This window comes from Aureibaculum algae (assembly GCF_006065315.1).
GTDB classification, from domain to species: Bacteria; Bacteroidota; Bacteroidia; order Flavobacteriales; family Flavobacteriaceae; genus Aureibaculum; species Aureibaculum algae.
In genome coordinates this window covers 3705372-3731797 of the sequence record NZ_CP040749.1, presented here as the reverse complement: position 1 = coordinate 3731797, position 26426 = coordinate 3705372, and the positions used below count along the sequence as shown (strand labels likewise).

General features: G+C 31.1%; 27 protein-coding genes. 19 read left to right on the top strand and 8 right to left on the bottom strand.

The window, feature by feature from the left end; all coding sequences use genetic code 11:
- Positions 1–107 precede the first annotated feature (107 nt).
- The 8 genes from FF125_RS15670 (at position 108) to FF125_RS15635 (ending at position 9877) form a co-directional block, all read left to right on the top strand.
- A complete protein-coding gene (locus FF125_RS15670; protein ID WP_138950661.1) occupies positions 108–1388 on the top strand; it encodes a DEAD/DEAH box helicase in 1281 nt (426 codons plus the stop codon).
- A gap of 18 nt (positions 1389–1406) precedes the next feature.
- On the top strand, positions 1407–1889 hold the full coding sequence (locus FF125_RS15665; RefSeq protein ID WP_138950660.1) for a CIA30 family protein: 483 nt from the start codon (positions 1407–1409) through the stop codon (positions 1887–1889).
- A gap of 94 nt (positions 1890–1983) precedes the next feature.
- Complete coding sequence (locus FF125_RS15660) at positions 1984–2667, top strand: SGNH/GDSL hydrolase family protein (RefSeq protein ID WP_138950658.1); 684 nt, start codon at positions 1984–1986, stop codon at positions 2665–2667.
- Between the two features lie 3 nt (positions 2668–2670).
- Positions 2671–3717 (top strand): alkaline phosphatase D family protein, encoded by a 1047-nt coding sequence (locus FF125_RS15655; protein ID WP_138950656.1) that lies wholly within the window; start codon positions 2671–2673, stop codon positions 3715–3717.
- 88 nt (positions 3718–3805) lie between these two features.
- On the top strand, positions 3806–5404 hold the full coding sequence (locus tag FF125_RS15650) for a beta-N-acetylhexosaminidase (protein ID WP_138950655.1): 1599 nt from the start codon (positions 3806–3808) through the stop codon (positions 5402–5404).
- A gap of 90 nt (positions 5405–5494) precedes the next feature.
- Entirely contained in the window at positions 5495–6619 is a 1125-nt protein-coding gene (locus FF125_RS15645) for a glycoside hydrolase family 18 protein (protein WP_138950653.1), read from the top strand.
- A gap of 186 nt (positions 6620–6805) precedes the next feature.
- Positions 6806–8611 carry a TonB-dependent receptor plug domain-containing protein gene (locus tag FF125_RS15640; protein ID WP_138950652.1) on the top strand — a complete coding sequence of 602 codons (1806 nt, stop codon included), beginning with the start codon at positions 6806–6808 and terminating at the stop codon, positions 8609–8611.
- 159 nt (positions 8612–8770) lie between these two features.
- On the top strand, positions 8771–9877 hold the full coding sequence (locus FF125_RS15635; protein WP_138950650.1) for a serine hydrolase: 1107 nt from the start codon (positions 8771–8773) through the stop codon (positions 9875–9877).
- 2 nt (positions 9878–9879) lie between these two features.
- Here the strand turns inward: FF125_RS15635 and FF125_RS15630 are convergent, their stop codons facing one another.
- The 5 genes from FF125_RS15630 to FF125_RS15610 form a co-directional block, all read right to left on the bottom strand.
- Positions 9880–10215 (bottom strand): n-acetylglutamate synthase, encoded by a 336-nt coding sequence (locus FF125_RS15630; RefSeq protein ID WP_138950649.1) that lies wholly within the window; start codon positions 10213–10215, stop codon positions 9880–9882.
- 81 nt (positions 10216–10296) lie between these two features.
- Positions 10297–10680: a DUF3037 domain-containing protein gene (locus FF125_RS15625; RefSeq protein ID WP_138950648.1), complete on the bottom strand. Its 384-nt coding sequence runs from the start codon at positions 10678–10680 to the stop codon at positions 10297–10299.
- Positions 10670–11449: a HipA family kinase gene (locus FF125_RS15620; protein WP_138950646.1), complete on the bottom strand. Its 780-nt coding sequence runs from the start codon at positions 11447–11449 to the stop codon at positions 10670–10672. The genes FF125_RS15625 and FF125_RS15620 overlap by 11 nt, the downstream gene beginning before the upstream one ends.
- Positions 11450–11669: 220 nt before the next feature.
- On the bottom strand, positions 11670–12590 hold the full coding sequence (locus tag FF125_RS15615) for a YeiH family protein (protein WP_138950645.1): 921 nt from the start codon (positions 12588–12590) through the stop codon (positions 11670–11672).
- A gap of 76 nt (positions 12591–12666) precedes the next feature.
- Entirely contained in the window at positions 12667–13551 is an 885-nt protein-coding gene (locus FF125_RS15610) for a LysR family transcriptional regulator (RefSeq protein WP_138950644.1), read from the bottom strand.
- 554 nt (positions 13552–14105) lie between these two features.
- Between FF125_RS15610 and FF125_RS15605 the strand changes: the two genes are divergently transcribed.
- A complete protein-coding gene (locus FF125_RS15605; RefSeq protein WP_175418941.1) occupies positions 14106–14684 on the top strand; it encodes a peroxiredoxin family protein in 579 nt (192 codons plus the stop codon).
- Between the two features lie 103 nt (positions 14685–14787).
- Here FF125_RS15605 and rlmD read toward each other — a convergent pair whose 3' ends face one another.
- From rlmD to FF125_RS15590, 3 genes are all read right to left on the bottom strand, one after another.
- Positions 14788–16197, bottom strand: coding sequence for a 23S rRNA (uracil(1939)-C(5))-methyltransferase RlmD (gene rlmD / locus FF125_RS15600; RefSeq protein WP_138950641.1), 1410 nt, complete (start codon positions 16195–16197; stop codon positions 14788–14790).
- Positions 16198–16254: 57 nt separating this feature from the next.
- Entirely contained in the window at positions 16255–16668 is a 414-nt protein-coding gene (locus tag FF125_RS15595) for a c-type cytochrome (RefSeq protein WP_138950639.1), read from the bottom strand.
- A 126-nt stretch (positions 16669–16794) separates the two neighbouring features.
- Positions 16795–17232, bottom strand: coding sequence for a c-type cytochrome (locus FF125_RS15590; RefSeq protein WP_138950638.1), 438 nt, complete (start codon positions 17230–17232; stop codon positions 16795–16797).
- Positions 17233–17447: 215 nt separating this feature from the next.
- Here FF125_RS15590 and prfA point away from each other — a divergent pair, with 215 nt between their 5' ends.
- The 10 genes from prfA (at position 17448) to FF125_RS15540 (ending at position 26362) form a co-directional block, all read left to right on the top strand.
- The gene (gene prfA / locus FF125_RS15585; RefSeq protein WP_138950636.1) at positions 17448–18524 is read left to right on the top strand and encodes a peptide chain release factor 1; all 1077 of its coding nucleotides are present in this window, start codon (positions 17448–17450) and stop codon (positions 18522–18524) included.
- A 44-nt stretch (positions 18525–18568) separates the two neighbouring features.
- Positions 18569–19288, top strand: a complete 720-nt coding sequence (locus FF125_RS15580; protein ID WP_138950635.1) for a DUF6090 family protein — start codon at positions 18569–18571, stop codon at positions 19286–19288.
- Positions 19289–19407: 119 nt separating this feature from the next.
- Entirely contained in the window at positions 19408–19938 is a 531-nt protein-coding gene (locus tag FF125_RS15575) for a DUF6913 domain-containing protein (protein ID WP_138950633.1), read from the top strand.
- Positions 19935–20810, top strand: a complete 876-nt coding sequence (gene dapA, locus FF125_RS15570) for a 4-hydroxy-tetrahydrodipicolinate synthase (protein WP_138950632.1) — start codon at positions 19935–19937, stop codon at positions 20808–20810. Before FF125_RS15575 ends, dapA begins: the two co-directional genes overlap by 4 nt.
- A 30-nt stretch (positions 20811–20840) precedes the next feature.
- Complete coding sequence (locus tag FF125_RS15565; RefSeq protein ID WP_138950630.1) at positions 20841–21356, top strand: ferritin; 516 nt, start codon at positions 20841–20843, stop codon at positions 21354–21356.
- A 155-nt stretch (positions 21357–21511) separates the two neighbouring features.
- Positions 21512–22345: an outer membrane protein assembly factor BamD gene (locus FF125_RS15560; RefSeq protein WP_138950629.1), complete on the top strand. Its 834-nt coding sequence runs from the start codon at positions 21512–21514 to the stop codon at positions 22343–22345.
- Positions 22335–22664: a DNA-directed RNA polymerase subunit omega gene (locus FF125_RS15555; RefSeq protein ID WP_138950627.1), complete on the top strand. Its 330-nt coding sequence runs from the start codon at positions 22335–22337 to the stop codon at positions 22662–22664. Before FF125_RS15560 ends, FF125_RS15555 begins: the two co-directional genes overlap by 11 nt.
- 2 nt (positions 22665–22666) lie before the next feature.
- The gene (gene coaBC, locus FF125_RS15550) at positions 22667–23878 is read left to right on the top strand and encodes a bifunctional phosphopantothenoylcysteine decarboxylase/phosphopantothenate--cysteine ligase CoaBC (RefSeq protein WP_138950626.1); all 1212 of its coding nucleotides are present in this window, start codon (positions 22667–22669) and stop codon (positions 23876–23878) included.
- On the top strand, positions 23850–24761 hold the full coding sequence (gene porD, locus FF125_RS15545; protein WP_138950624.1) for a type IX secretion system protein PorD: 912 nt from the start codon (positions 23850–23852) through the stop codon (positions 24759–24761). Before coaBC ends, porD begins: the two co-directional genes overlap by 29 nt.
- A gap of 143 nt (positions 24762–24904) precedes the next feature.
- Positions 24905–26362, top strand: a complete 1458-nt coding sequence (locus FF125_RS15540; RefSeq protein ID WP_250629601.1) for a sulfatase — start codon at positions 24905–24907, stop codon at positions 26360–26362.
- The last annotated feature ends 64 nt before the right edge of the window (positions 26363–26426 follow it).

Sequence of the window (26426 nt, the reverse complement as noted above, 5' to 3'; positions counted from 1 at the left end):
ATTTTAATTTTGGAATATCTGTAAAAAAATAGCCGAATATAAACATTACTCGAACTTGATAATCCATCAATTATATAAACCTTATCTTTGCCAACTTATAAAAAACTATGACATTTAAAGACTTAGGCATTGTTGAGCCAATATTAAAAGCCTTAAACGAAAAAGGCTATACACACCCAACACCAATTCAAGAACAAGCTATCCCCATTTTATTAAAAGGTAAAGACCTAATGGGCTGTGCACAAACAGGTACCGGTAAAACGGCCGCGTTTGCCATTCCTATTATACAACATATTTATAATAACAACCAAAAAGGTAGAGATTCTAAAAAAATTAAAGCCCTTGTAGTTACACCAACTCGTGAGTTAGCTATTCAGATATTTGACAATTTTAAAATCTACGGTAAAAATACAGGTATCAAATGCAATGTTATTTTTGGTGGAGTAAAACAACATGCCCAAACTGCAGCTCTTCGACAAGGAGTTGATGTACTTGTGGCAACACCAGGTAGATTATTAGATTTGATGAACCAAGGTTTTATCAGCTTAAGAGATATTGAGTATTTTGTATTAGATGAGGCAGATCAGATGTTAGACATGGGGTTTATACACGATATTAAAAAAATATTAGCCAAATTACCTCAAAAAAGGCAATCGCTTTTCTTTTCAGCAACAATGCCTAAAAGTATTGTAGAATTATCTAGAAAAATATTGGGTAATTTTGAAACGGTGACGATAAAACCAGAACAAGCCACTGCCGAAAAAGTGGAGCAAGCTATTTATTTTGTCCACAAAAAAGCAAAAATAAAATTATTAGTACATATACTTGAAACGCAGTCCATTAATTCTACATTGGTGTTTTCAAGAACCAAGCATGGTGCCAATAAAATTGTAAAGTTGTTGGATAAAGAAGGAATTAATTCAGCAGCTATCCACGGTAATAAATCGCAAGGAGCAAGGGTAAAAGCATTAGAAGGTTTTAAAGATGGTAAAATAAAAGTGCTAGTTGCAACTGACATTGCAGCAAGAGGTATTGATATTGATGAACTGGCCTTAGTTGTAAATTATGATTTGCCAAATATTGCAGAAACGTATGTGCACAGAATAGGTAGAACAGGACGTGCTAAGGCAAGTGGTATTGCTGTTTCATTTTGCGATCAAGAAGAAAGAACCTACTTACGTGATATTGAAAAATTAATCAAACAGAAAATACCTGTGATATCAGAACATCCTTTTATTAATTTTAAAGATGATAATCCAGAAAGTGATGAAAAGCCAAGACAACGTTCTAGATCTAATAATTCATCTAACAGAGATAGTCGTAATGGGAATAAAATCAAGAAAAATCCTAATAACAAAAGGCGTGAGTCAAACTCTAGGAATAGATAATAGGTTTTATAATAGATTATGGTACTGTTTGATTTTAATAAAAATACCGATATCTCTCATTGGAAAGTTACCAATGATGCCGTTATGGGAGGTAAATCGAACGGGCAATTTATTCTTGATAATGAAGGTAATGGTGTTTATAAAGGAGAAGTGTCATTAGAAAATAATGGCGGATTTTCTTCTGTGAAAACTACTTTTGAACCAAAAAATATTGCGGACTTCAATACTTTTATTTTAAAAATTAAGGGAGATGGTAAAGCATATCAATTTAGAATAAAATCAGATTCATCTCAGCGTCATTCCTATATTTATAAATTTGATACAACTGGTGATTGGCAAACTATAGAAATTCCTTTATCTGATTTGCACCCTGTATTTAGAGGGAGAAAGTTAGATTTGCCAAATTTTTGTGATCACCTATTGGCGGTAGTAACTTTTCTTATTGCCAATAAGAAAAATGAATCTTTTCAATTAAAAATAGCGAGTATTGATTTAAAATAATTAGTTATATTTAACCTAACGTAAAGCCGAAATCATATATAATTTAAGAAGGTTATGAGATTTCTGTTTTATAAATTATTTTAGAAGTCCGTCTATGAAACCAACTATATTTTTACTACTCATGTTTTCATTTCTTCCAAATAATAAAGTATCTGCTCAAGATTGGCCTAACCTCACTAAATTCAAAATAGACAACGCTCGAATAGAAAAAGAAGCCAATAGTGAAAGTCGTATTGTGTTTATGGGTAACTCAATTACGGAAGGGTGGCTGAAATTAGATACTGCTTTTTTTGACAATAAAAATTATATAAACAGGGGGATAAGTGGTCAAACTACACCGCAGATGTTACTAAGATTTAGGGCTGATGTAATTAATTTGAAACCTAAAGTTGTGGTAATTCTTGCGGGTACAAATGATATTGCTGGCAATACAGGACCAATGAGTTTCGATATGATTATGGATAACATGAAGTCTATGTGTGAGTTGGCAAAAGCTAATGCTATCAAAGTTGTACTATCTTCGGTACTTCCTGCTTATGATTATCCTTGGCGAAAAGGACTCAATCCAAATGAAAAGATTCCCGAATTAAATAAACTATTAAAAGCATATGCTAATGAACAAGGCATGGTCTATTTAGATTATTTTTCAGCGATGGTTGACGATGAAAACGGATTGAAAAAAACATTCACTGCTGACGGTGTGCACCCAAATAAAGAAGGTTATCAAATTATGGGGCCTCTTGCTAAAATAGCTATTGAAAAAGCCTTAAAAAAATAAATAATGCATAAACAACTTACGTTTCTTATTCTCGCAGTAATTGTAATTTCATTTAAAGTCCCGGCACAAAAGGAAATTACCAAAATAGCATTTGGTTCCTGTGGACATGAGACACATCCTTTACCTATTTTTGATGTTGTGGTAAAACATAACCCTGATTATTTTATTTTTTTAGGTGATAATATCTATGGAGATACAAAAGATATGGATCTGTTAAAAACAAAATATCAAAAGCTGGCTGATAAACCTACCTTTCAAAACCTTAAAAAGAATACTGAAATTTTAGCTACTTGGGACGATCATGATTATGGATGGAACGATGCCGGTCGACATTATTCTCATAAGAAAGAATCGAAAGAAATATTTCTCGATTTTTTTGAGGAACCCAGAAATTCTGAGCGTAGAAATCATGAAGGTATTTACACATCATATTTAAAAGAGATCGGCAACAAAAAAATACAAATCATTCTATTAGATGTTCGTACGTTTAGAGATGATATTAAAAGAAACGAAGGAGAATTTAAAGATGATAAGCGGTATTTTTATAAACTTGATTATGCTCCGTATCAAACTGCTGATTCTACTTTTTTAGGTGCTAAGCAATGGAAATGGTTAGAAAAAGAATTAAAAAAACCAGCAGATATAAGAATAATAGGTTCCGGTTCACAATTTGGTATTGAATTTAATGGATATGAAGGTTGGACTAATTTTCCGCATGAACAGAAAAGATTACTAAACCTTATTAAAAAGACAAAAGCAAGTGGAGTCCTATTTATTACTGGGGATGTACATTATGCAGAAATTTCAAAACTTAAAGACCCAGATCTTTACCCCATATATGATGTAACTTCAAGTGGATTGTCATCAACTTGGCATTTTGCAACACCCAATAAAAATAGAATTGAAGGTCCAGTAATGGAAAATCATTTTGGCCTAATCAGCATTGATTGGTCATTGAAAATTCCAGAAATAAAAATGGAAGTTTGGGATGTTAACGATAATCAAAGGTTTGAATACACCATCAATTTGGCAGATATTAGTTTTAATTAATACTGTTTAATTTGGAAGATTGGTTGTTCAGCTAAATAATTTATAATAATAAATTATTATGTTTATTTTTAGGGCTTAATCAATCAGTATGAAAAATAAAATATTTTACCCTTATTTCTTAATTATTTGCATCGGACTTGTTAGCTTAACTTCTTGTGAAACTAAAAAACCAGCTATTCCTAGAGATTTAGCGAAGCAACAATTGATACCAAAACCAGTCAATGTTAATGCTACTGGTAGTTCATTTGAAATAAATGGCAATACCTCTATTCAGTATCAATCTGATGAAGTACAACCTATTGCAACCTATCTTGCTGAAATTTTACGTCCAGCTACAGGCTTTGAGATTCCAGTAAAAGTAATGGATTCTAAACCATCATCTGATCATATATTTTTAACCCTAACAGACAGTATTACGTCAAATGAAGGTTATGAATTAATAACTAAAGAAAACGGTATCGTAATCAAAGCAAATAAACCTGCAGGTTTGTTTTATGGTGTACAAACGTTGCGACAATTATTACCGGCAAGTATTGAAAAAGGCACTAAAGTATCTGATACCTTGTTAGTGGCTACAGGAATAATTACAGATAGTCCATCATACGGTTATCGTGGTGTAATGCTAGATGTATCTCGTCACTTTTTTGGTGTTGATGATGTGAAAAGAGTAATTGATTTACTTTCAATTTATAAAATGAATAGATTGCATTTGCACCTTTCTGACGACCAAGGGTGGCGAATAGAAATAAAATCATGGCCAAACTTAACTAAGCACGGTGGAAGCTCGGAAGTAGGAGGTGGAGAAGGAGGGTTTTATACCCAAGAGCAATATAAAGACATCGTTAAATATGCTCAAGATCGTTTTATAACTATTGTTCCAGAAATAGATATGCCAGGTCATACTAATGCGGCATTGGCTTCTTATCCAGAATTAAACTGTAATGGTAAAGCACCAGAATTATACCATGGAACAAATGTTGGATTCAGCACATTATGCATAGATAAAGAAATTACGTATAAATTTATTGATGATGTTTTTGGTGAATTAGCAGCTATGACTCCGGGAGAGTATATTCATATTGGCGGTGACGAATCTCATGTTACTCCGTTAAAAGATTTTATTCCATTTATTAATAGAGCTCAGAAAATTGTTGAAAAACACGGTAAAAAAGTCATCGGTTGGGATGAAATAGCACATGCTGAGTTATTACCAAATACAGTGGTGCAATATTGGTCAAAAGGCGAAAATGCTATAAAAGGTATTGGGCAAGGTGCAAAAGTATTAATGTCTCCAGCAACAAAGGCCTATTTAGATATGCAATATGATTCTATTACTCCAATCGGTCTACATTGGGCAGCTTATATAGAGGTTGATGAAGCTTATAATTGGGATTTAGCCACTTTTGAGGAAGGAATATCGAAAGAAAATATAATAGGTATAGATGCTCCTTTGTGGACTGAAACAGTTCAAACTATGGACGATATTGAGTACTTGGTCTTTCCTAGAGTTTTAGGTTTGGCAGAAATTGGATGGACACCAACGTCTCAAAGAAATTGGAATGAGTACAAAGTGAGACTGGGTAATCACAAAGATAGGTTAGAAGCTTTAGATATAAATTATTATCCCTCAACCCGTGTTCCTTGGAAATCTGTTTCAGTTCAAAATGATAGCATTATAAAAAAATAAAAACAAGTATCAAGTTAGCAGGTTTTATCGTAGTTCAAACGCTATAGAATTAGGGCTATTTATTTTAAATAAGTAGAAAATAGTATTAAAATGAAACAAATTTCAATTCTATTATTTCTAATTATTCTCTTTTTAAGCTGTACCAAGTCAAATAAAGAAGAGGAAATTGAGGTTCAAGTTGATAACGCCTATAGGGTTATTGCTTATGTTCATGGATGGAACGATATTTTAGTAACACACAAAGAAAAAGCCAATCAAATAACCCATATTAATTATGCCTTTGCCAATATTAAAGATGGTAAAGTCATTGAAGGTAATAGTTCTGATACAGAAACTTTAGAAAAGATAATTCAATTAAAATTGGTAAATCCCGATTTGAAAATCCTAATTTCTGTGGGAGGATGGTCTTGGTCTAAAAATTTTTCAGATGCGGTTTTAACGGAACAATCCAGAGAGGTTTTCGCGAATAGTGCCATTGCTTTCATGCAGAAACATAATATTGACGGAATTGATTTAGATTGGGAGTATCCCGGGCAAATTGGCGATAACAATACCTTTAGACCAGAGGATAAAGAGAATTTCACCTCAATTTTAAAGTTAATTAGAGAAAAGTTAGAAGCTATTAAGCCGAAAACATACCTTTTAACAATCGCTACAGGAGCCAATCAAGCCTATTTGGACCATACAGATATGACAAAAGCTCATCAATATTTAGATTTTATAAATATTATGACTTATGATTATTATACTGGTGGGTCAAATAGTACTGGTCATCATTCAAACTTATTTTCTTCGCCATTGAACCCTAATGGAGTTAGTTCTGCGAAAGCTATAGAAGAACATGTAAACGCAGGAATTCCAATAAGGAAATTAGTGTTAGGAGTTCCATTTTATGGAAGATGGTGGAAAGGTGTAAATTCAGAAAATAACGGATTATATCAAGACTCTTCGGGCGAAAGAGGAAGTTACAACTTCAAAGAAATTGAAGAAAATTACATTGATAATAATGGATTTGTTGCTCTTTGGGATGATAAAGCTAAAGCACCTTATTTATGGAATGCGACAGAAATTCAATTTGTGACCTATGAAAATTCCAAATCATTAAAATTTAAAATTGATTATATTAAAGAAAAGAAAATGGGTGGTGTAATGTTCTGGCAATTGAACCTAGATAGTGGTACGTTGCTAAATACTATTTCAGATAACTTAAAATAACAAACGTGTTTAATTGTTTTATTCACGAGCTACTTATTGTGGAGAAATACAACCTATCTCAATTTTTTCAATAGCATTGGGCCAATTAGTTTAGAAACAGCTGACTTATTTATCTTCATTCTATTGGTTTACTTTCAGTTCAACTAATCATATTTACTTATATTTGTCGCCACTTAAAAAATCAGGATGTTACAAAGAAAAGTAGGTGCCATATTATTGTTTTGTTTATTATGTAGTGTCTTTACGAATGCACAAAAGGATACCGTAAATTTGAAAGAAGTAATTGTTACGTCAAACAGAATATCAATACCTTATTTTAAAACTTCAAGAACAATAAATCTTATAACTGCAAAAGAAATAAAAAACTCGACAGCAACAAATGTTGTAGAAGTTTTGCAGCAGATAGCGGGTATTGATGTCAGACAACGGGGTGTAGATGGTACGCAAGCAGATCTTTACATTAGGGGTGGTAGCTTTGATCAGACACTTATTTTAATTGATGGCATAAAAATGGATGATGCCCAGACAGGTCACCATACAATGAATGCAATGGTAGCCTTAGATAATATTGAACGTATTGAAGTTATTAAAGGTCCAGCTGCTAGAGTATTTGGACAAAACGCCTTTGCTGGAGCTATAAATATTGTGACTAAAAAAATCCAATCAAATGCATTGACAGCATCGCTTGGGTATGGTTCTTATAATAATTTAAAGGCTTCTGCAGGTTATAGAAAAGCTTTTACAAATGGAGGAGGTTTTCAAATTCATGCACAAAAACAAAAATCGGATGGGTATAGAACAAATTCTGATTTTGATAACACTTCTGTATTTTTAAAATCACAAGTTAAAAATTATAATTTTTTAGTGTCTTTAAGTGAGCGAAAATTTGGTGCAGAAAATTTTTACACATCAAATCCTGATTGGAAAGAATATGAAGAAACAGAAACAAGTTTATTTGCAGTTTCTTCTGTGTACAGAGCTAAGAATTTGATCATAAAGCCAAGAATTTATTGGAGAAGAAATCAAGATATATTTTTATTGAAAAGATATGAGCCTAGCTTTTTTAGGAATTTGCATATCACAAATAAAATTGCGGCTGAAACTAATTTTGAACTGACCTCTGATTTGGGGAAAACGGGATTTGGAATAGACTTAAATAAAGTGTTTTTGTCAAGTAATAATTTAGGTGATCGTGATCGATTTATGTTAACTTCATTTTTAGAACATCGTTTTGAAATTGGTGATTTAGATCTAACGCCGGGATTAGCATTTACCTATTTTTCTGATTTTGATGCTCAAATATTTCCTGGTTTAGATGTTGGATATGGGGTGACAGATCATATAAAGTTATATGGAAATATTGGCTATACCTATCGGATACCAACTTTTACAGATTTATATTATTCTGATCCTGGTACTGAAGGTAATTCTGATTTAAAGCCTGAATCTGCCTTGTCTGAAGAAATTGGATTTAAGTATACCACTGAAAAATTTCAGGTTAATGTTGCTGTTTTTAACCGGACTTCTGATGATTTAATTGATTATACCAAAGAGATTGAAGCAGATAAATGGAAAGCTCAAAATTTTAGTAAAATAAATACCAAAGGATTTGAAACTTCAGTTAATTATAATTTTGAAGTTAGTAATTATAATCAAAATATAAAATTAGGTTATAATTTTATAGATGACGATATAAAAGATGTAAACGTTGCATTTACCAGATATGGATTAAATAGTTTAAAGCATCAATTTACTTCTAGCATACATACACAATTTTTGTCTTTTTTAGACCAAAGTATTAGTTTTAGATTTGTGGAAAGAACCAATGGACAAACTTATAATTTGGTTGATTTTAAGGTAAGAGCCAAGTTCAATAATTTAGAAATTTCGGCTAAGGCTAATAATATTTTTAATACAGATTATATAGAGCAAGGTTTGGTGCCTATGCCAAAAGGAAATTTTATGTTTGGGTTAACCTATAATTTATATTAATCAACTATAATTGAAGACGCTATAAGACGTTGTTTTTATCGAGTAAATTAATTAGCTGAGGTTATTCTTACTAAAAAAGATAGCTTCAGCAGAGTTAATAGACGAGATTATAATATCAACATCTTACAAATCCGTATATTTATACCCAAACCCTTTTCCATGAGATTTTTAGTGTTATTTGTGTTTGTCTTTAGTATTGCTTGCTCGCAACCCAATAGAAGTCCTCTGGAACAAGCTCTAGCGTCTGAAAATCAAAAAATTCGTGCTGTAATGGATAGCTTAGAGCAGTATGAAGTACAAATTTTATATACAGAAATAATTAGAGATGAAGCTAATCGACCTTCATTTAAAGATGATAGTTTTCAGGTTAATGATAGTAATTATTTTTATCCCGCAAGTACAGTAAAATTTCCAACTACAATTTTGGCTTTGGAAAAGCTAAATGAAGATGATCGTTTTGACAGAAACACCAATTTTTTTGTTGAAGGCGATTCTCTAATCACAACATTTGGTAATGAAATTAAGAAAATATTTGCAGTTAGTGACAATACGTCTAACAATAGGTTATTTGAATATTTAGGGCAAGATGAAATGAATAATCGATTAGAAAGTAAAGGTATAAGTGCTCGTATTTCACATAGATTATCAATACCAAATTCAGATGAGCTAACTACAAAATCACTGGTTTTTTATTTAAATGATAGTACCACAACCCCTACAGTGTCTATAATTAATAAACCTTTAGTACCACTAACTATTAATAAACTAAGTAAAGGGGTAGGCTATTTAGATGATGATGAGTTGATAAATGAACCGATGGATTTTTCTTTTAAAAATTATTTACCTATTACTTCATTGCATAATACGATGAAGCAATTGATGTTTCCTGAACTATATTCTAAAGAAAAACAATTTCATTTAACAGAAAGTGACAGAGAATTTTTAATCAGTATGATGAAACTAACACCAAAAGAAGCAGGTTATAAAGGTGATGCTTATTATGATAGTTATGTGAATTTTTTGGTATTTGGAGGTGATAAATCTCCAATGCCTGATACTATCGAAATTTATAATAAGGTGGGGTATGCCTATGGTTATTTGACTGATTGTGCATATATCAAAAACAAAGAAACAAATAAGGAATACATTATTACCGCCACTATTCATACCAACAAAAATAAAATTTATAATGATGGTATTTATGAAACAGAATCCGTTGGAATTCCTTTTTTGGCTGAGTTAGGTAGGCAGTTGGTTAAAATATAAGTTTATATTTCCTCCAAAACAGATTTCCCTATTGATTTGTCCCCTGAAGTCCATTGCCAACTTTCATGTAATCTAATTTTACCTGAAGGCATAATTTCAGGAGTCGAATTACAATTACCAGTCATTATTTCACCGCTTTTATTAATTTGATGATAGCTCATTTCAATCTTTCCATCACCGTCAACCAAGCCAATTAAATGACCACAAATTATTTGTCCACCTGAATAAGTGGAGGTTAGTATATTGTTCTTTTGTTTGTATTCGAAAACGGTTTCGATTGAAGTTTCTCCATTTTCGCTATTGGCAATAGATCGAAAAAATTTGTTATTATAATTCATTTTTTTTGATGATTTTCCCTCATTATAACATTTTTTAAAGAGCTAGCTCAATTGATCTTTTGAAAATCCGTATGAATAAAGTTATAAAACATATTTTTTAAAAATATCATCTAACGCTTCTTCAGGATTAGAACAGAGTCCAGAGTGGGTATTAGAGCTTTGTATAATGGTACTTCTACAAGCTGCTAACCACCTAAACCTATCTGATAGTTCTAGTTTACCAATGGGACCACCAGCAGATGCTCCATCACAAATTAATTTCCAAGCATGTAAATATTCGTTCAATACCTCTAACTCCGTTTCAGGAGAAAACACCTTTAATAATTCTTGATTAACTTTATATTTTATGCCTAGAAATTTTTTCCGTTTAGAAAACAGAATTACGCCAACATTAAAGAATTCTTCGCGTTCTACTCTAGGAACGACTCTGATTATGGCATATTCAAATGTAACTCTATCTTGCATCGGCTGCTTCTTTAACTAAAATATCAATCATAGATAATTTAGTAGTTATAAATTGAATATATGCTGCTTTCATTTCCTCAGGACTTAAAGTATCAGATTCGCTTAGCAACCAGTCTTCTGGAATATTTGAAACAATTTCAATAATTTTATCTTTATGAACTAACTTTTGTATTTCTATTGAAGCCTCTTTTAAGCAAGTGGCTCGTTGTAAAAGTACATGGTCTTTTATATAAGGAAAAGTCCTGTCAAGATGGCTTTCCCAATTTTCCCAGTGATGATGGAAATAGAAACTGGCTCCGTTATCTATAACCCACAGTTCCTTATTCCAGTTAAGTAAATTGGTGTTTTTAGCTGTTCGGTCAATATTACTAATTAGGCTATCTAAAATAACCACTTTAGAAGCTGTCATTGCATCTACTTTTGAAACTAAAGGGTCAAAAGTAATGGAACCAGATAAATAATGCAATCCTAAATTTAAACCAATACTAAATTTAAGTAAGTCCTGTATTTCTTCATCAGGTTCTGTTTTACTAAACGAATCATCCAAATTCATAAAAACCAATTCAGGAACATTTAAACCAATAGCTCTAGCTAACTCTCCACCAATAAATTCAGCAATAAGAGCTTTTTTTCCTTGTCCTGCTCCTCTAAACTTGAGCACATACAGAAAACCATCATCAGCTTTTACTATAGCGGGAAGCGAACCACCTTCTCTTAATGGATGTACATATTGAACAACATCTACTGTTCTAATATCAATTTTATTCATGAATACTAAAATAGTAAAAATATTAGGTTGAGAGCCTATAGATATTTTTATTATTAAAATATCTTGGTATAAGATAATGGGTTATGGATTGGGTAATTGTATAAATAGTATGAGCTATTAAATTGAATCACCTTAACTGTATGTTAAGTTGCTCTTCTAGGTATGTTTCAGTAAAATTTAACTAAAGACAACGATCTAAGATAAGGTTATTATTATAGGGTTAGTTTAAAATATAAATGAGAGCATAAAACGAAATAAATACCCATAATGTAAATGCTAAAAGAATCGGTTTAATACCCGAAGATTTTAGATCGTTAATTGAAATTGTCGAGCCTACAATAAAGAGCGTAACTATTAATAAGCGTTTTGCCATTAAAACAATGATATGCGTAGCTGGTTCAGGGATAATATGATAACTATTTATGATTATTGCAATGATAAATAGAATTATAAAATAAGGAATCCTTATGCGTTCTCCTTTTGTTTTAAATAGAAACATTGAAAACACGGATAAAGGGATAATCCATAAGGTTCTTGATAGTTTTACAGTCGTTGCAATTTTTAAGGCTTCATCTCCATAACCTATTGTGGCTCCTACAACCGAACTGGTGTCATGTATTGCTACGGCACACCATAAACCAAATTGTTGTTGTGTTAAACTTAATAAATGACCAATCGCAGGGAAAACAAACAAAGCAATAGAATTGAATAGAAATACGATACCTAAAGCGATACTTATAGTATTGCTTTTAGCCTTGATAACTGGTGATATTGCCGCTATCGCACTACCGCCGCAAATGGCAGTGCCTGAGGTTATAAGGTAACCTAATTTTAAATCTAATTTAAAAAGCCTTGTAAGGAATAGGCCTAATGACATGGTCAAAAATATTGTAGAAATGGTTAAGCTGAATCCTTCTTTGCTGGCTACTAGAGTTTCTTTTAAGACCATACCAAAGCCCAAACCAATAACCGAAATTTTTAGAAAATAATGAATGGCTTTATGACTATACGATTTATATGGATTATCGAAAATAAGTACAAATACAAAACCTAACAATAATGCGGATGGGCTATTTATTTCACCTAAGAGAGTAGTAATGATTATAAGGAAGTAGACTGCTTTAGCGAAAATAGTCTTCATATCAATTTACTTTGTTTGATACAAAAATAATTTTAACAAATAACTAATAAGCAAAGTGATTTGTTATCTTGGATAACTAAAAGTTATAGCTGTGTCGTATAAATTTTTCAAAATATTCTATATTACTTGATTGATAGCCAGTTCTTTTTACAAAATAAAACCACCGTTCTATACCTGAGCTATTAATATCTATTATTTTTAATTTATTATTAACCAGGTCGTTATTAATAGCACTTATAGAAAGAAGAGCATAATCGTCAGAATGGTATAAATAATTTTTAATGGCTTCTGTACTATTTAAGGAGACCACACTATTCAGTCTTTTAATGTTATTGTCTTTTAAAAATGAATCAATAATGTCTTTAGTACCAGAGCCTTTTTCGCGTTCTATTATTGGAATTTTTTGTAGGGTTTCTATATCTACACTACCTTTTTTGAAAGAATTATTATTAAAATTGGTAACGAGGACAATTTCATCTTTAATAAATTTTTCAAAATGTAGTTTTGTATTTGTTACGCTTCCTTCTGTGATTCCAAAATCTAGTTCATCATTTAAAATTAACCCTTCAATGTTGGATGAATTATCACTGATTATTTCAAATTTTGTTTGTGGAAATTGAACTCTAAATTTGGCAATTACTTTCGGAATAATATAATTGGATAAAGTGGTACTTACACCGAAACTTATAAACTCAGGAAAAAGTTCTTTTTTATGAAGAAATTGTTCATCCATTTCAGAATATATAGCAAGTATTTTATTGGTATATAAAAGGAAAGACTTCCCTTCGGTGGTAAGTTCAATTGAGTTTCTCTTTCTAATAAATAATGTGGTTTTGTATTCTTCTTCTAAATTTTTTATAGCTTTTGATACAGCAGGTTGCGAAACAAATAATTGTTCTGCAGCTTTTGTGAAACTTAAATGCTTAGCAACAATTTTAAATATATGTAACTTGGTTTTCATTAGCTTTTATAAAGAGTTTATTTACGGTATTAATTAATAAGTTTTTAGAAACATAATTGGAAGCTTAACGAATGTCTAATAAAATTCAATTGAAAATTGATTACGCTCTTTTATTTCTTTATGTGGGGCCTTATTTATTGCATAATTAAATTCAAAACCTATTATTTGGTATTCTACATATTCTTGATTTTTTTTAAAATTACAAACTTTATAGTTTGGAGAATAGAATTAAAACTTATTTTTAAATTTTGCTTATTATTTTTTAGTCTAGACTCTGCGTTTCATATGAGAAATGTTTGTGTCCTATAAGGTATTTGCAAATTGAAATGTACCTTCATTTTGAATATAAAAGTAGAATAAATTTTATTAATAACCCTTTGTTGTTACATATCTAAAGGCATAAATCTTTACGATACCTAGTAGTTAACGATATCCAATTATATAAACCTAATTTAAGAAATTATTGAACTATATAGATGCAGTATACACAATTTTATTTTTTTTGTAAGGCTGGTCTCTTTTTCCGTCTACATAAAAAAATAAACATAAAATACATGAGAAATTTAACATTAGTTATTGCATTATTTATTTCAACAATTTCATTTTCGCAGATTGATGCTGAACATTTAGAAATAGGAGATGCAGCTCCATTAATTACCGGAACCGATCAATTTGACAATAAAATTAATTCTTCAAAAATTTTAGAGGACAATAAAATTATTCTTATTTTTTACAGAGGTAATTGGTGTCCTCATTGTAGAAAACACTTGAAAACATTACAAGAAAATTTAAAAGCCTTAAATGAAAAAGGATATGCTGTTGTAGTAGTTACACCTGAAAAGGTTGAAAAAACTAAAGAGACTGCAGAAAAATTTGGAAGTACATTTTCTATTTTGCACGATGCGGATAATACAATAATGAACAATTATAAAGTGGCTTTTGAAGTAAACGAAAAAAGTGTTCCAAATTACTTTAGTGCTACACAGAAAAAATTAGCAGAATATAATGCTGAAAATAATAATGTCTTACCTGTTCCTGCTACATATATCATAAATAAAAAAGGTGAAATTGAGTTTGTACATTACGACCCTAACTATTCTAATCGTTTTGATGTTACTGAGTTATTGAAATAGTAGAATTACGAGAATATATGATATTAAAATTCCAAATAGTTTGCTTTAAAAGTAACTATTTGGAATTTTTATTTTAACACTGAAATAAGAAGTGGTGCTATATTTAACGCTTAACCAATAACACTACATTCTCTACATGGTGTGTTTGCGGAAACATATCTACTGCTTGTGTTTTAACAAGCTTATATTTTTCGTCTAATAAGGCTAAATCTCTGGCCTGTGTAGCTGAATTACAACTTACATATACAATTTTTTCGGCTTCAATTTTTAAGAGCTGCTCTATAACATTTTTGTGCATACCATCTCTTGGTGGATCAGTAATTATGACATCTGGTTTACCGTTTTTTGCAATAAATTCATCTGTAAAAACTTTAGCCATATCACCAACAAAAAAGTCAGTATTGCTGATGTTGTTATTTTTGGCATTTTCTTTCGCATCTGCAATAGCTTCAGGTACACTTTCTATACCTACTACTTTTTTTGCTTGCTTGGAAACAAACTGAGCAATGGTGCCTGTACCGGTATACAAATCGTATACAACTTCATTGCCAGATAAATTGGCAAAATCTCTCGTTATTTTATACAATTCATAAGCTTGTGATGAATTAGTTTGGTAAAAGGACTTGGCATTAATTTTAAATTTTAATCCTTCCATTTCCTCAAAAATATGGTCGCGACCTTTAAAGCAAACTATTTCTTGATCATAAAAAGTATCATTAGCTTTCTGATTCACCAAATACTGTAATGAGGTTATTAGTGGAAATTTTTCGGCTACAAAATTCAATAACAGTTCTCGTTTTTCTTTGTCATCATCATAGAATTGAACAATTAGCATAATTTCTCCATTGGAAGAAATACGAACCATCATGGTACGTAATAACCCACTTTGCTCACGTGGATTAAAAAAACTTAAATTGTTTTCTATGGCAAATTCTTTAATTGAATTTCTAAGATCATTAGAAGGGTCTTCTTGTAAATGACACTTATTAATATCTAATATTTTGTCCCACATGCCTGCAATATGGAACCCTAGTGCGTTTTTATTTTCAATAGTAACATCAGAGTTTATCTCTTCCAATGTCAACCAACGACTACTTGAAAATGAAAATTCCATTTTGTTCCTATAAAAATAATGTTTGCTAGCTCCTAAAATGGGTGTAATTTCAGGTAATTCGATATGACCAATCCGTTGTAGATTATTAGTAACTTCCTTTTCCTTGTAGAACAGCTGATCTTCATATTTCATATGTTGCCATTTACAACCACCACAGTTTTCAAAGTGTTCACAAACGGGAATAGTTCTTTTATCAGAATAGGTTTTGAAATTAATGGCTTTGCCTTCGTAGTAGGCTTTACGTTGCTTATAAGTTTGTACATCAACCACGTCTCCAGGTATTGCATTTGGTAAAAAAATAACTTTACCATCTGGTGCCTTAGCAACTGATTTACCTTTAGCTCCTGCATCAAGAACTTCTATATCTTCAAAAATTTTATGCTTATTTTTTCTTGCCATTTTGCAAAGGTAAGGGTTTGATTAGAAATAAATTTTATAAATTAGTTTCAAATGCTACTATTTAGTATGTAATTCATCTACATGCATCATATAAGTGGCAATGGTGTTCAACATTTCATCGGACAACCCTCTAACAAAACCATTGATGTTATCTTGCATAATAGCAACTTGGCTGGCAGTTGTATCTACAATAGGTTCAGCTTTACCTTTTAAAAAGGCTACGATATTTCCATTTTTTTCTTTATAAACACGCATAATATCTAGGACAGAAGGGCCTATTTTCTTGTTTTTAATATCATGACAGGTAATACACGTTTTTTCGGAGAAGAGTCTATTACCAAGAAAAATTTGAGAGTCTAAACTTAATGTTCCACGTGTTGGGGCTTCTTTTATTTTATCATCAACTGATTTTCTATCAGATGCACAATTACAGCAAAGTAGAAATAAGAAAGCAATTAGAAATAAACGCATTTTTTTAAGTATTAGTTAGCACTAACAAATATAATTAAATTGGTAATAGTAGTGACGAACTTGTGTAAAACAAAAAAGCATCTACCTAAGGCAGATGCTTTTTTGTTTTTAATAATAGATGCTTATTTATTTACCAGCATCTCTCATGTAAGCAGATAGTGCTTGTAATTCTTCAGCACTCATTTCTTTCACAAAACTGTCAAGGTTTGCTTTCATTATAGCTACTTGACCAGGGTCAGTGTCAACAATTGCATCAGCATTTCCCTTTAAGAATTTAACGATATTACCATCTTTTTCGCCATAAATTTTTACAATGTCCTTTAAAGAAGGGCCAATAACTTTAGTATCTAAGGCGTGACACGTAGTACAGGTTTTATCAGTAAACAGTTTTTTACCCATAGCTATTTGAGTATCTTTATCAGAAGCAGCATCAGTAGTTGTAGTTTCTTTTACTACCTCTTCTTTTACTTGTTCTACATCCTTTTTAACATCTTCTTTCTTTTTGTCGCCACAACTTGTAGCTATCATTGCTAAAGCGATAAACAGAATTGATAATTTTTTCATAATTTTAGTTTTTAATGCAGCGTAAATTTAATTAATTATTAATTTCTAACTATAAAATTGAATACATATTGTTATAGAATTTCTAATTTAGAGATATTCTAAATTATTTAAGGTTAGAATTTTAGTTTAGTTGAAAATTATCCTAAAATTTAACTAAATTTGTCATCGGCTAAATTTACTATTTTATTAAAATTAGCTCTTAAAAAAAACAGTAGATGTTAGATAGATTATATATTGTAAAACAACGTTTTGATGAAGTTTCTGATTTAATTATTCAGCCAGATATTATTACTGATCAGAAACGATATGTAAAACTTAATAAAGAATACAAAGACCTTAAAACTATTGTAGATAAAGGGGAAGAGTATAAAGTTATATTGAGTAGAGTAGAGGAGGCAAAAGAAATTATTGATGATGGGTCTGATGCTGAAATGGTAGAGATGGCACAAATGCAATTAGGGGAAGCTTCTGAGAAATTAGAAAAATTAGAATCAGATATAAAATACATGCTGATACCTAAAGATCCAGAAGATGCTAAAGACGTTATGGTCGAAATTAGAGCGGGTACAGGTGGTGATGAGGCTAGTATTTTTGCTGGAGACCTTTATAGAATGTACACGAAATTCTGTTCTGATAAAGGATGGAAAACCGAATTAGTTGATGTCAGTGAAGGTACTTCAGGTGGTTTTAAAGAGGTTATTTTTAGTATATCAGGTGATGATGTTTATGGTGATATGAAATTTGAGGCAGGTGTACATCGTGTACAACGTGTACCGCAAACGGAAACCCAAGGTAGAGTACATACATCCGCTGCAACAGTGATGGTTTTACCAGAAGCTGAAGAGTTTGATGTAGAACTGGATATGAAAGATGTGAAAATTATTAGAACAACATCTACAGGTCCTGGTGGGCAGAGTGTAAATACTACCTATTCGGCAATTCAATTGAAACACATTCCTACGGGTATTGAGGCAAAGTGTCAAGATCAGAAATCGCAACATAAAAATTTAGAAAAAGCGATTAAAGTATTACGTTCTAGATTATACGAATCTGAATTGGCAAAAAAACAAGCTGCGGACTCCATAAAACGCAAAAGTATGGTTTCGAGTGGTGATAGATCTGCAAAAATTAGAACTTATAATTACCCCCAAGGTCGTGTTACTGAGCATCGAATTGGACTAACGCTTTACGATTTAAGTAATATTATTAACGGAGACATCCATAAAATTGTTGAAGAATTAAAACTTGCTGAAAATGCTGAAAAGCTGAAAGAATCTGGCGAAATATTATAAGTTACTCTAAACTTTTTTATACTAAACGTACAACCGCAACACGAATGAAATTATTTTCAAATGCCAGAAAACAAATAGTAAAATCTTCTGGTTTTAGAAAATATTTATTGTATGCTTTTGGTGAAATTGTTTTAGTTGTTACTGGTATTTTGATAGCTCTGTCAATTAATGATTGGAGTGAAGATAAAAAACAAGCAAAAAATTTAGATAATATTTTACATATTTTCAGAAGTGATGTTGTTAGAGATACCACTAGAGCAGACTTTATAATTACATATTATAAAAAGCAAGATTCTGTTGGTAGATTGGCACTTAGTGATACTATTACAAATCTTTTTTATAAAAAGAATGGAGATCTACAATCCATTATTTTTACGGGTATTCCATTAGCAATTACTAAAAATGGCTATGACCTTCTTAAAAATTATAGTTATGATGTAGAAATTGCTCAGGATTCTGTTGTGGTTTATGGATTGGCATTGTACAATGAAATTAATTCAAGTTTTATAGACCTAAATACAAAAATTGAAAAAGATGTTTATGAAAACACCTTAAACATGAAAGAGAACTACAATTTTGCCGCTGATATGTATATGAGAAGAGAAAATCAAAAGGCAAGAGATTATTTTAAATCTGAAGATTTTAAGAACAGATTAGCCTTGAATCTACAATTGAAAGCTCAAGGAGCTGTTAGCTTACTACAAGGTTTTAATGCGGCTTCAAAAATACTGCTAGAGAAGATGGATAAACGTTTAAATAATTAATTTTCAATTATTATACTTGTTTAAATACTAACGTATATAAACTATTCGTTTAATTTGAATACATTGCCATTAGTTTACAACCCGAATTATTAATTTTGCCTTACAATTGTTAAAAACCAATGAATTTTACAGGTTTAAAAAAGAAAACAGCTGCACAGTATTATCAAAAACAATTAAAAAAATTAAAGAGTACAAATGATAATATTCCGAAAAAAATAATAACGATTGGTGTTTTAGCTGATTCGCGATTATTTGGTGGTTATGATATTTCTAGGAACTTGAGTCAGAAATTAAAAATGCCTCATAAAAGCTTAGAGATTATCATTTTTGAAAACCTAAAAGACGATTTTGTAACGCAACATTACAATACTTTTACTGAAAAAGATTTGGGTATGTTTGGTAAACCAAAAGCATCTAATGTATTAGATTTCGTAAATGCGGATTATGATTTGTTAATCAATTATTGTAGTCATTCAAGTATTTATACAAATATATTATCAATGCGGTCAAAAGCAAAATTTAAAGTGAGTTTTGCCAATGAAGAATTACAAAATTTGTATGATTTTACCATTGCTGTGGAAGGAAATAAAATTGATGTTTTTAACGATGAGTTAGCAAAGTATTTACAGATTTTTAATTTAATAGAATGACACAATTTTATGGTACCGGAGCGGCTTTAGTAACTCCTTTTAAAGTAGATAAATCAGTTGATTATGAGGCTTTAGTAAGGCTTGTTAATTTTCAGATTGACAATGATATTGACTATTTGGTGGTAATGGGAACTACCGGAGAGCCAGCCACCTTAACAAATGTTGAAAAACAAAAAGTAATAAAGACAGTTATTGAAACAAACAACGGTCAATTACCTTTGGTTATTGGTATTGGAGGTAACAATACACAGGCTGTTATTAATGAAATAGAAGAAACGGATTTATCAGCTTTTGATGCTATACTTTCAGTTTCTCCGTATTACAACAAACCTACGCAAGAAGGAATTTATCAGCACTTTAAAGCGATTGCAGCGATAAGTCCTAAACCAATTATTATATATAACGTACCGAGTAGAACAGGGGTAAGCATGACTCCAAAAACGATCTTAAGATTAGCTTCTGATTGTTCAAATATTATTGGTGTAAAAGAAGCCTCTGGTGATATGGATCAGGCATTTATGTTGCTGCAAAATAAACCAGAAGGGTTTTTAGTTTTATCAGGTGATGATATGGTTGCGTTACCAATGGTGTTAATGGGTGGTGCTGGAGTAATCACTGTAATTGGTCAAGGCATTCCAGGTGATTTTTCTAAAATGATAAAATTAGCTTTAGAAGGTAAAAGTAAGGAGGCCTCTAAGTTGCATTTCAAAATAATGAATAGTATATATTATATTTTTGAAGAGGGTAACCCAGCAGGTATTAAAGCATTGCTAAAAAAACGTTCCATTTGTGAATGTACAGTAAGACTTCCTTTAGTAGAAGCTAGTGCTGAATTACAAGAAAAAATTAGTAACTTTATCGATAATTATTAATAAAGTTAAACTTAGAAAAATAGATAAAAAATGTTGATTAAAGAAGTAGAAAAAGCCCTTAATGAGCAAATAACAATAGAAGCAGAGTCTTCTCAAATTTATTTAGCAATGGCGTCTTGGGCAGAAGTAAAAGGATTAGAAGGTGTTGCTGAGTTTATGTATGCACAATCTGATGAAGAAAGACAACATATGCTAAAATTGGTAAAATATATTAATGAAAGAGGAGGTCATGCTAAAGTTTCTCAGTTAAACGCACCTTCATCTTCGTTTGGTTCTTTTAAAGAAATGTTTGAAACCTTATTTAAACATGAAGTTCATGTTTCTGAATCCATCAATGAATTGGTACATATTTGTCTTCAAGTTAAAGATTATGCAACACATAATTTTTTACAATGGTATGTGGCTGAACAAATTGAAGAAGAGGCTGTTGCAAGAAATATTCTTGATAAAATAAACTTGATTGGTGACGATAAAGGAGGGTTGTATTTATTTGATAATGATATAAAACAACTCACGGTTCAGTCTTCAGTTCAAATACAACCTTAAAGTTACGTTTTGTACTATTAACAAAGTTTTAGTAATCATTATTCTAACATTAAAATAACAAATTTTACATTTGTTTTTCGCTTAAAGCGATGCTCTACGAAGAGTTATTAAAAAATAGTTTTTATTAATTAGTTTTAAATAAGTACTTTTGCAAAATGTTTAGAATAAAACAACTTGGTTTATTGGTCATCATTGCCGTGACTTTTTCCGCTTGTAGTGAATACCATAAGGTGTTAAACAAAGGCACAACTGAAGATCAGTATAAATTGGCTACTCAATTATTTGAAGAGGGTAGTTATAATAAATCCATTAACTTATTTGAGAAGGTAATTCCAAAATATGGTGCAAAACCTCAAATGGAACGTATCCAATATATGGTGGGTGAAGCAAATTTTAAAACGAAAAGTTATGAATTAGCAGCTTATTATTTTGAACGTTTTATTGGAAACTATCCGTCGAGTTCGAAAATAGAAGATGCTACTTTTTTAGCAGCACAAAGTTATTATTATGATTCGCCAAAATCAAGTAGAGATCAGGCAAATACACATAAAGCATTAACCGCTCTACAAAATTTTATTGATAAATTTCCAGAATCTGAGAAAATTAAGGAAGCAAATCAGTATTATGATGATTTAGCTACACGATTAGAGAAAAAAGCATTTGATATTGCTAAGCAGTATTATATTACAGAAAAATATCAAGCTGCAATTATGGCCTTTGATATTTTTATAGAAGATAATTTTGGTACTGAATATAAGGAAGAAGCATTGGCCTATAAGTTTTTGGCAGCTTATAAATTGGCAATGAATAGTGCAGAATTTAAAAAAGAAGAACGTATTAATAATGCGACAGCTTCATATGATAGATTAAAGAAAAATTTTCCTGAATCAGAAAGGTTAAAAGAGTTTTCTTCTAAATTAGAAGATTTGAATAAAGAGTTAGAAAAGTTAAAAGAACTATACGCAAAATATACGAAAAATGGATTATAAAAATTCTGAAGCACCTATCACTACTATAACTTATGATAGATCTAAAATTGAAGCACCAACTCATAATATTTATGAGTCTATTTCGATTATGGCAAAAAGAGCTAATCAAATTAATGAAGACCTTAAAAAGGAACTTATTGATAAGTTAGAAGAATTTGCTACACATAATGATAGCCTAGAAGAAGTTTTTGAAAATAAAGAACAAATTGAGGTTTCTCGTTTTTACGAAAAATTACCTAAGCCTACTGCAATGGCAGTTGAAGAGTGGTTACATGGAGGTATCTACTACAGAAACCCAGAAGAAACTGAAGCTAAGTAATAATGTCTGTTTTAAGCGGTAAAAATATTCTTTTGGGGGTAACCGCAGGAATCGCTGCTTATAAAACCACCTACTTAGTTAGACTTTTTATAAAAGCAGGAGCTCATGTTAAAGTTGTCATGACTCCTGCTTCTAAAGATTTTGTTACTCCACTCACACTTTCTACACTCTCCAAGAATCCAGTTTATTCTACTTTTTATGATAAAGAAGATGAGAATGAAGTATGGAATAATCATGTTGATTTAGGTCTATGGGCAGATCTTGTTGTAATAGCTCCCGCAACAGCAAATACTATGTCTAAAATGGCAAATGGAATTTGCGATAACTTATTGCTAGCTACTTATTTGTCCTCAAAATGTAAAGTTTATTTTGCCCCGGCAATGGATTTAGACATGTACAAACACAATTCAACCAAAGAGAATTTACAAAAATTAGAAACTTTTGGAAATATTATGATTCCCGCTGAAGTTGGCGAATTGGCTAGTGGTTTAGAAGGTGAAGGTAGAATGGCTGAACCTGAAAATATATTAGCTTTCATTGAAGACCATATAATTTCAGGATTACCTTTACGGAATAAAAAAGTACTTATTACAGCCGGACCAACTTATGAAGCTATTGATCCTGTTCGTTTTATTGGTAATCATTCTTCTGGTAAAATGGGGTTCGAATTAGCAAAAGAAGCTGCGAATCTAGGAGCAGAGGTTATTTTAATTTCTGGTCCATCCAATGAAAGTATAAAACATGCGTTAATTAAGAGGATAGATGTTGTAACTGCTGAAGAAATGTATACAGCGGTACATGAACATTATGCAACGTGTAATATAGCAATATTGTCTGCAGCAGTAGCTGATTTTAAACCAGATCATGCTGCAGTTGATAAAATAAAAAAGATAGATGCCGTATTAAATATTAATTTAGTACCAACTAAGGATATATTGGCTTCTCTTGGGGAAGCTAAAAAAAATCAATTTTTAGTTGGTTTTGCTTTGGAAACTTCTAATGAACTAGAAAATGCTAAAGGTAAATTAAGACGTAAAAATCTCGATTTAATAGTGTTAAACTCACTAAATGATAAAGGAGCAGGTTTTAAAAAAGCCACCAATAAAATAACGCTTATTGATACTGAGGAAAAGTGTCAAAGTTTTGAAACAAAGTCAAAAACAGAAGTCGCAAAAGATATTTTTAATGAAATACTCAAAAAGCATCAAGCATAGTTTATTATTTGCATTATTTTTATGTGCTACTTTTAAAATGAGTAGTCAAGAATTGAATGCTCTTGTGATTGTAAATTCAGATCAAGTTCAAAGTAGTAATAAACAATTATACGATAATCTGCAGGCTTCTATTTCAGATTACATTAATAACACAAAATGGACTGATAAAAATTATAAACCTCAAGAACGTATAAATTGTGCCATTACATTAACCATATTAGAGCAACCCTCTACTAATGATTTTAAAGGTAATATTTCCATTATTGCTACACGACCAGTATATAACTCTACTTATCAAAGTCCCATTTTAAATTATAAAGACAATAACTTGTCTTTTAATTATACTGAATTTCAAAACTTGATTTATAATGAAAATAGTTTTCAATCTAATTTAGTTTCTATTCTTACTTTTTATGTTTACACAGTATTGGGTATTGATGCTGACTCTTTTGAACTTAATGGTGGTGAAGAATATCATAAACAAGCTGAAAAAGTAATAAACCTTGCTCAACAAGGAGGTTTTTCTGGTTGGAATAGAATAGATGGTAATAATACGAGATATCAATTAAACGAGAACATTTTATCTCCAACGTATAAGGACTTTAGAACTGCACTTTATAAATATCACTTAGATGGATTAGATATTATGAGTGAAGATAAGAAAACAGCCAAATCAAATATTAGTGATGCGGTTTTGCTTTTAAATAATATTTATAATACTCGCCCCAATGCTTTTTTATTACGAGTCTTTATGGATACTAAATCGGATGAAATTGTTGATATATTTTCAGATGGCCCACGAATTAACGCCGTAAAACTTAAAGAGACTTTACTTAAAATTTATCCTTCGTATAACGAAAAATGGGATCAAATTAAAATCTAAAATATTAATTGTATTTCCTGTTTAGAGTATTAAAAATTGTATTTATGCTTATCTTAGCGTAATAATTCAATTTTAATTTGATCTTCTCATATATTTTGTACTTAAAAATAATTTCAAAAAGAGTATTAGTCATTTTCATAATTTTGTTAGTATCAAGTTGTGTAAGTAAGACAGGGAATAAAAATACCTCACCAAAAACAAAAGATAGTCCAAATGTTGTATTTATAGCTGTTGACGATTTACGTCCAGAATTGGGTTGTTATGGTAATACCATAATAAAGTCGCCTAACATAGATAATTTAGCTTCAGAAGGTTTAGTGTTTACAAACCATTATGTACAGGTTCCTACATGTGGAGCATCAAGATATAGTCTTATGACTGGTCTTAGACCTAAAAAAACATCTCATCTCTTAAATAATGCATTTGAAAGTGAAATGGGCCATAAGTCAGATACGATTCAACCAGAATCTTTTGTACATCAATTTAAAAAGAACGGGTATTATACAGTTGGTATTGGTAAAATGAGTCATTCTGCTGATGGCTTGGTATATGGCTATGAAGAAACTCCATCTACCATAAAAGAAATGCCAAATAGTTGGAATGAGTTTCTCTTCAATAGTGGGAAATGGAAAACGGGATGGAATGCCTTTTTTGCTTATGCCAATGGTGAGAATAGACAGAGTCTTAAAAGACAGGTTAAACCGTATGAATCTGGAGATGTAGAGGATGAAGGTTATCCTGATGGACTAACTGCCGAGTTGGCTATTTCTAAATTAAAGGAATTAAAAAATAAGAATCAACCCTTTTTTCTGGGTGTAGGATTTTTTAAACCACACTTGCCCTTTAATGCTCCAAAAAAATATTGGAATCTTTACGATAGGAATGATATTCCACTGGCACCTAATCCATTTATTCCAGAAAATGTAAATAAGAAAAGTCTTCAGAAAAGTGGTGAGTTTAATGGATATCAACTTACTGATGAAAAAGCTGGTTTATCTAAGCCATTGTCAGATGCATATTCGAAAAAATTGACACATGCATATTATGCCGCTGTTAGTTATGTCGATGCTCAAATAGGTAAAGTTATTAGTGAGATTAAAGCACTTGGTTTGGATGAAAATACAATTGTTGTAATTTGGGGCGATCATGGTTGGCATTTGGGAAATGATTTAGTTTGGGGGAAACACACGCTGTTTGATGTGGCCTTAAGAAGTGCTCTTATCATAAAAGTACCAGGAAAATTGTCACAAGAAAAAAAGGTGAATGCAATTGTAGAATCAGTAGATATTTACCCAACCTTAATGGAATTATGTGGAATTTCTGCTAATTACCCACTTGATGGACAAAGTCTCGTAAATACTATTTCGAACCCTGATAGTCTTCAAAATAATGTAGCTTATAGTTATTTTAATAATGGAATTTCTATGAGAGCCAACCAATTTCGACTTACTAAATATTGGAGAACTGAAGAGCCTACATTGGAATTGTATGATCATGATAAGGACCCTTGGGAAACGAAAAATATTGCCAAAGAAAATCCTGAAATTGTTAAAAGTTTATTGCCTTTATTAGCAAAAGGAAATACAGGTCTGTATAATTAGACGGTCAATAATTTTCGAGTTAATATTCACAAAACATAGAAAAGTACTTAAGCATTGAAATTTA

What these genes read in the sequence shown, in the direction of transcription:
- FF125_RS15650 (WP_138950655.1), top strand. Translation starts at nt 3,806, where the DNA reads ATGAAAAATAAAATATTTTACCCTTATTTCTTAATTATTTGCATCGGA.
- rlmD (WP_138950641.1), bottom strand. Translation starts at nt 16,197, where the DNA reads ATGGCAAGAAAAAATAAGCATAAAATTTTTGAAGATATAGAAGTTCTT.
- FF125_RS15605 (WP_175418941.1), top strand. Translation starts at nt 14,106, where the DNA reads ATGAGAAATTTAACATTAGTTATTGCATTATTTATTTCAACAATTTCA.
- porD (WP_138950624.1), top strand. Translation starts at nt 23,850, where the DNA reads ATGAAATACTCAAAAAGCATCAAGCATAGTTTATTATTTGCATTATTT.
- FF125_RS15555 (WP_138950627.1), top strand. Translation starts at nt 22,335, where the DNA reads ATGGATTATAAAAATTCTGAAGCACCTATCACTACTATAACTTATGAT.
- FF125_RS15620 (WP_138950646.1), bottom strand. Translation starts at nt 11,449, where the DNA reads ATGAATAAAATTGATATTAGAACAGTAGATGTTGTTCAATATGTACAT.
- FF125_RS15630 (WP_138950649.1), bottom strand. Translation starts at nt 10,215, where the DNA reads ATGAATTATAATAACAAATTTTTTCGATCTATTGCCAATAGCGAAAAT.
- FF125_RS15575 (WP_138950633.1), top strand. Translation starts at nt 19,408, where the DNA reads ATGAATTTTACAGGTTTAAAAAAGAAAACAGCTGCACAGTATTATCAA.
- FF125_RS15635 (WP_138950650.1), top strand. Translation starts at nt 8,771, where the DNA reads ATGAGATTTTTAGTGTTATTTGTGTTTGTCTTTAGTATTGCTTGCTCG.
- FF125_RS15565 (WP_138950630.1), top strand. Translation starts at nt 20,841, where the DNA reads ATGTTGATTAAAGAAGTAGAAAAAGCCCTTAATGAGCAAATAACAATA.
- FF125_RS15615 (WP_138950645.1), bottom strand. Translation starts at nt 12,590, where the DNA reads ATGAAGACTATTTTCGCTAAAGCAGTCTACTTCCTTATAATCATTACT.
- prfA (WP_138950636.1), top strand. Translation starts at nt 17,448, where the DNA reads ATGTTAGATAGATTATATATTGTAAAACAACGTTTTGATGAAGTTTCT.
- dapA (WP_138950632.1), top strand. Translation starts at nt 19,935, where the DNA reads ATGACACAATTTTATGGTACCGGAGCGGCTTTAGTAACTCCTTTTAAA.
- FF125_RS15580 (WP_138950635.1), top strand. Translation starts at nt 18,569, where the DNA reads ATGAAATTATTTTCAAATGCCAGAAAACAAATAGTAAAATCTTCTGGT.
- FF125_RS15610 (WP_138950644.1), bottom strand. Translation starts at nt 13,551, where the DNA reads ATGAAAACCAAGTTACATATATTTAAAATTGTTGCTAAGCATTTAAGT.
- FF125_RS15595 (WP_138950639.1), bottom strand. Translation starts at nt 16,668, where the DNA reads ATGCGTTTATTTCTAATTGCTTTCTTATTTCTACTTTGCTGTAATTGT.
- coaBC (WP_138950626.1), top strand. Translation starts at nt 22,667, where the DNA reads ATGTCTGTTTTAAGCGGTAAAAATATTCTTTTGGGGGTAACCGCAGGA.
- FF125_RS15645 (WP_138950653.1), top strand. Translation starts at nt 5,495, where the DNA reads ATGAAACAAATTTCAATTCTATTATTTCTAATTATTCTCTTTTTAAGC.
- FF125_RS15560 (WP_138950629.1), top strand. Translation starts at nt 21,512, where the DNA reads ATGTTTAGAATAAAACAACTTGGTTTATTGGTCATCATTGCCGTGACT.
- FF125_RS15665 (WP_138950660.1), top strand. Translation starts at nt 1,407, where the DNA reads ATGGTACTGTTTGATTTTAATAAAAATACCGATATCTCTCATTGGAAA.
- FF125_RS15625 (WP_138950648.1), bottom strand. Translation starts at nt 10,680, where the DNA reads ATGCAAGATAGAGTTACATTTGAATATGCCATAATCAGAGTCGTTCCT.
- FF125_RS15590 (WP_138950638.1), bottom strand. Translation starts at nt 17,232, where the DNA reads ATGAAAAAATTATCAATTCTGTTTATCGCTTTAGCAATGATAGCTACA.
- FF125_RS15655 (WP_138950656.1), top strand. Translation starts at nt 2,671, where the DNA reads ATGCATAAACAACTTACGTTTCTTATTCTCGCAGTAATTGTAATTTCA.
- FF125_RS15670 (WP_138950661.1), top strand. Translation starts at nt 108, where the DNA reads ATGACATTTAAAGACTTAGGCATTGTTGAGCCAATATTAAAAGCCTTA.
- FF125_RS15640 (WP_138950652.1), top strand. Translation starts at nt 6,806, where the DNA reads ATGTTACAAAGAAAAGTAGGTGCCATATTATTGTTTTGTTTATTATGT.
- FF125_RS15660 (WP_138950658.1), top strand. Translation starts at nt 1,984, where the DNA reads ATGAAACCAACTATATTTTTACTACTCATGTTTTCATTTCTTCCAAAT.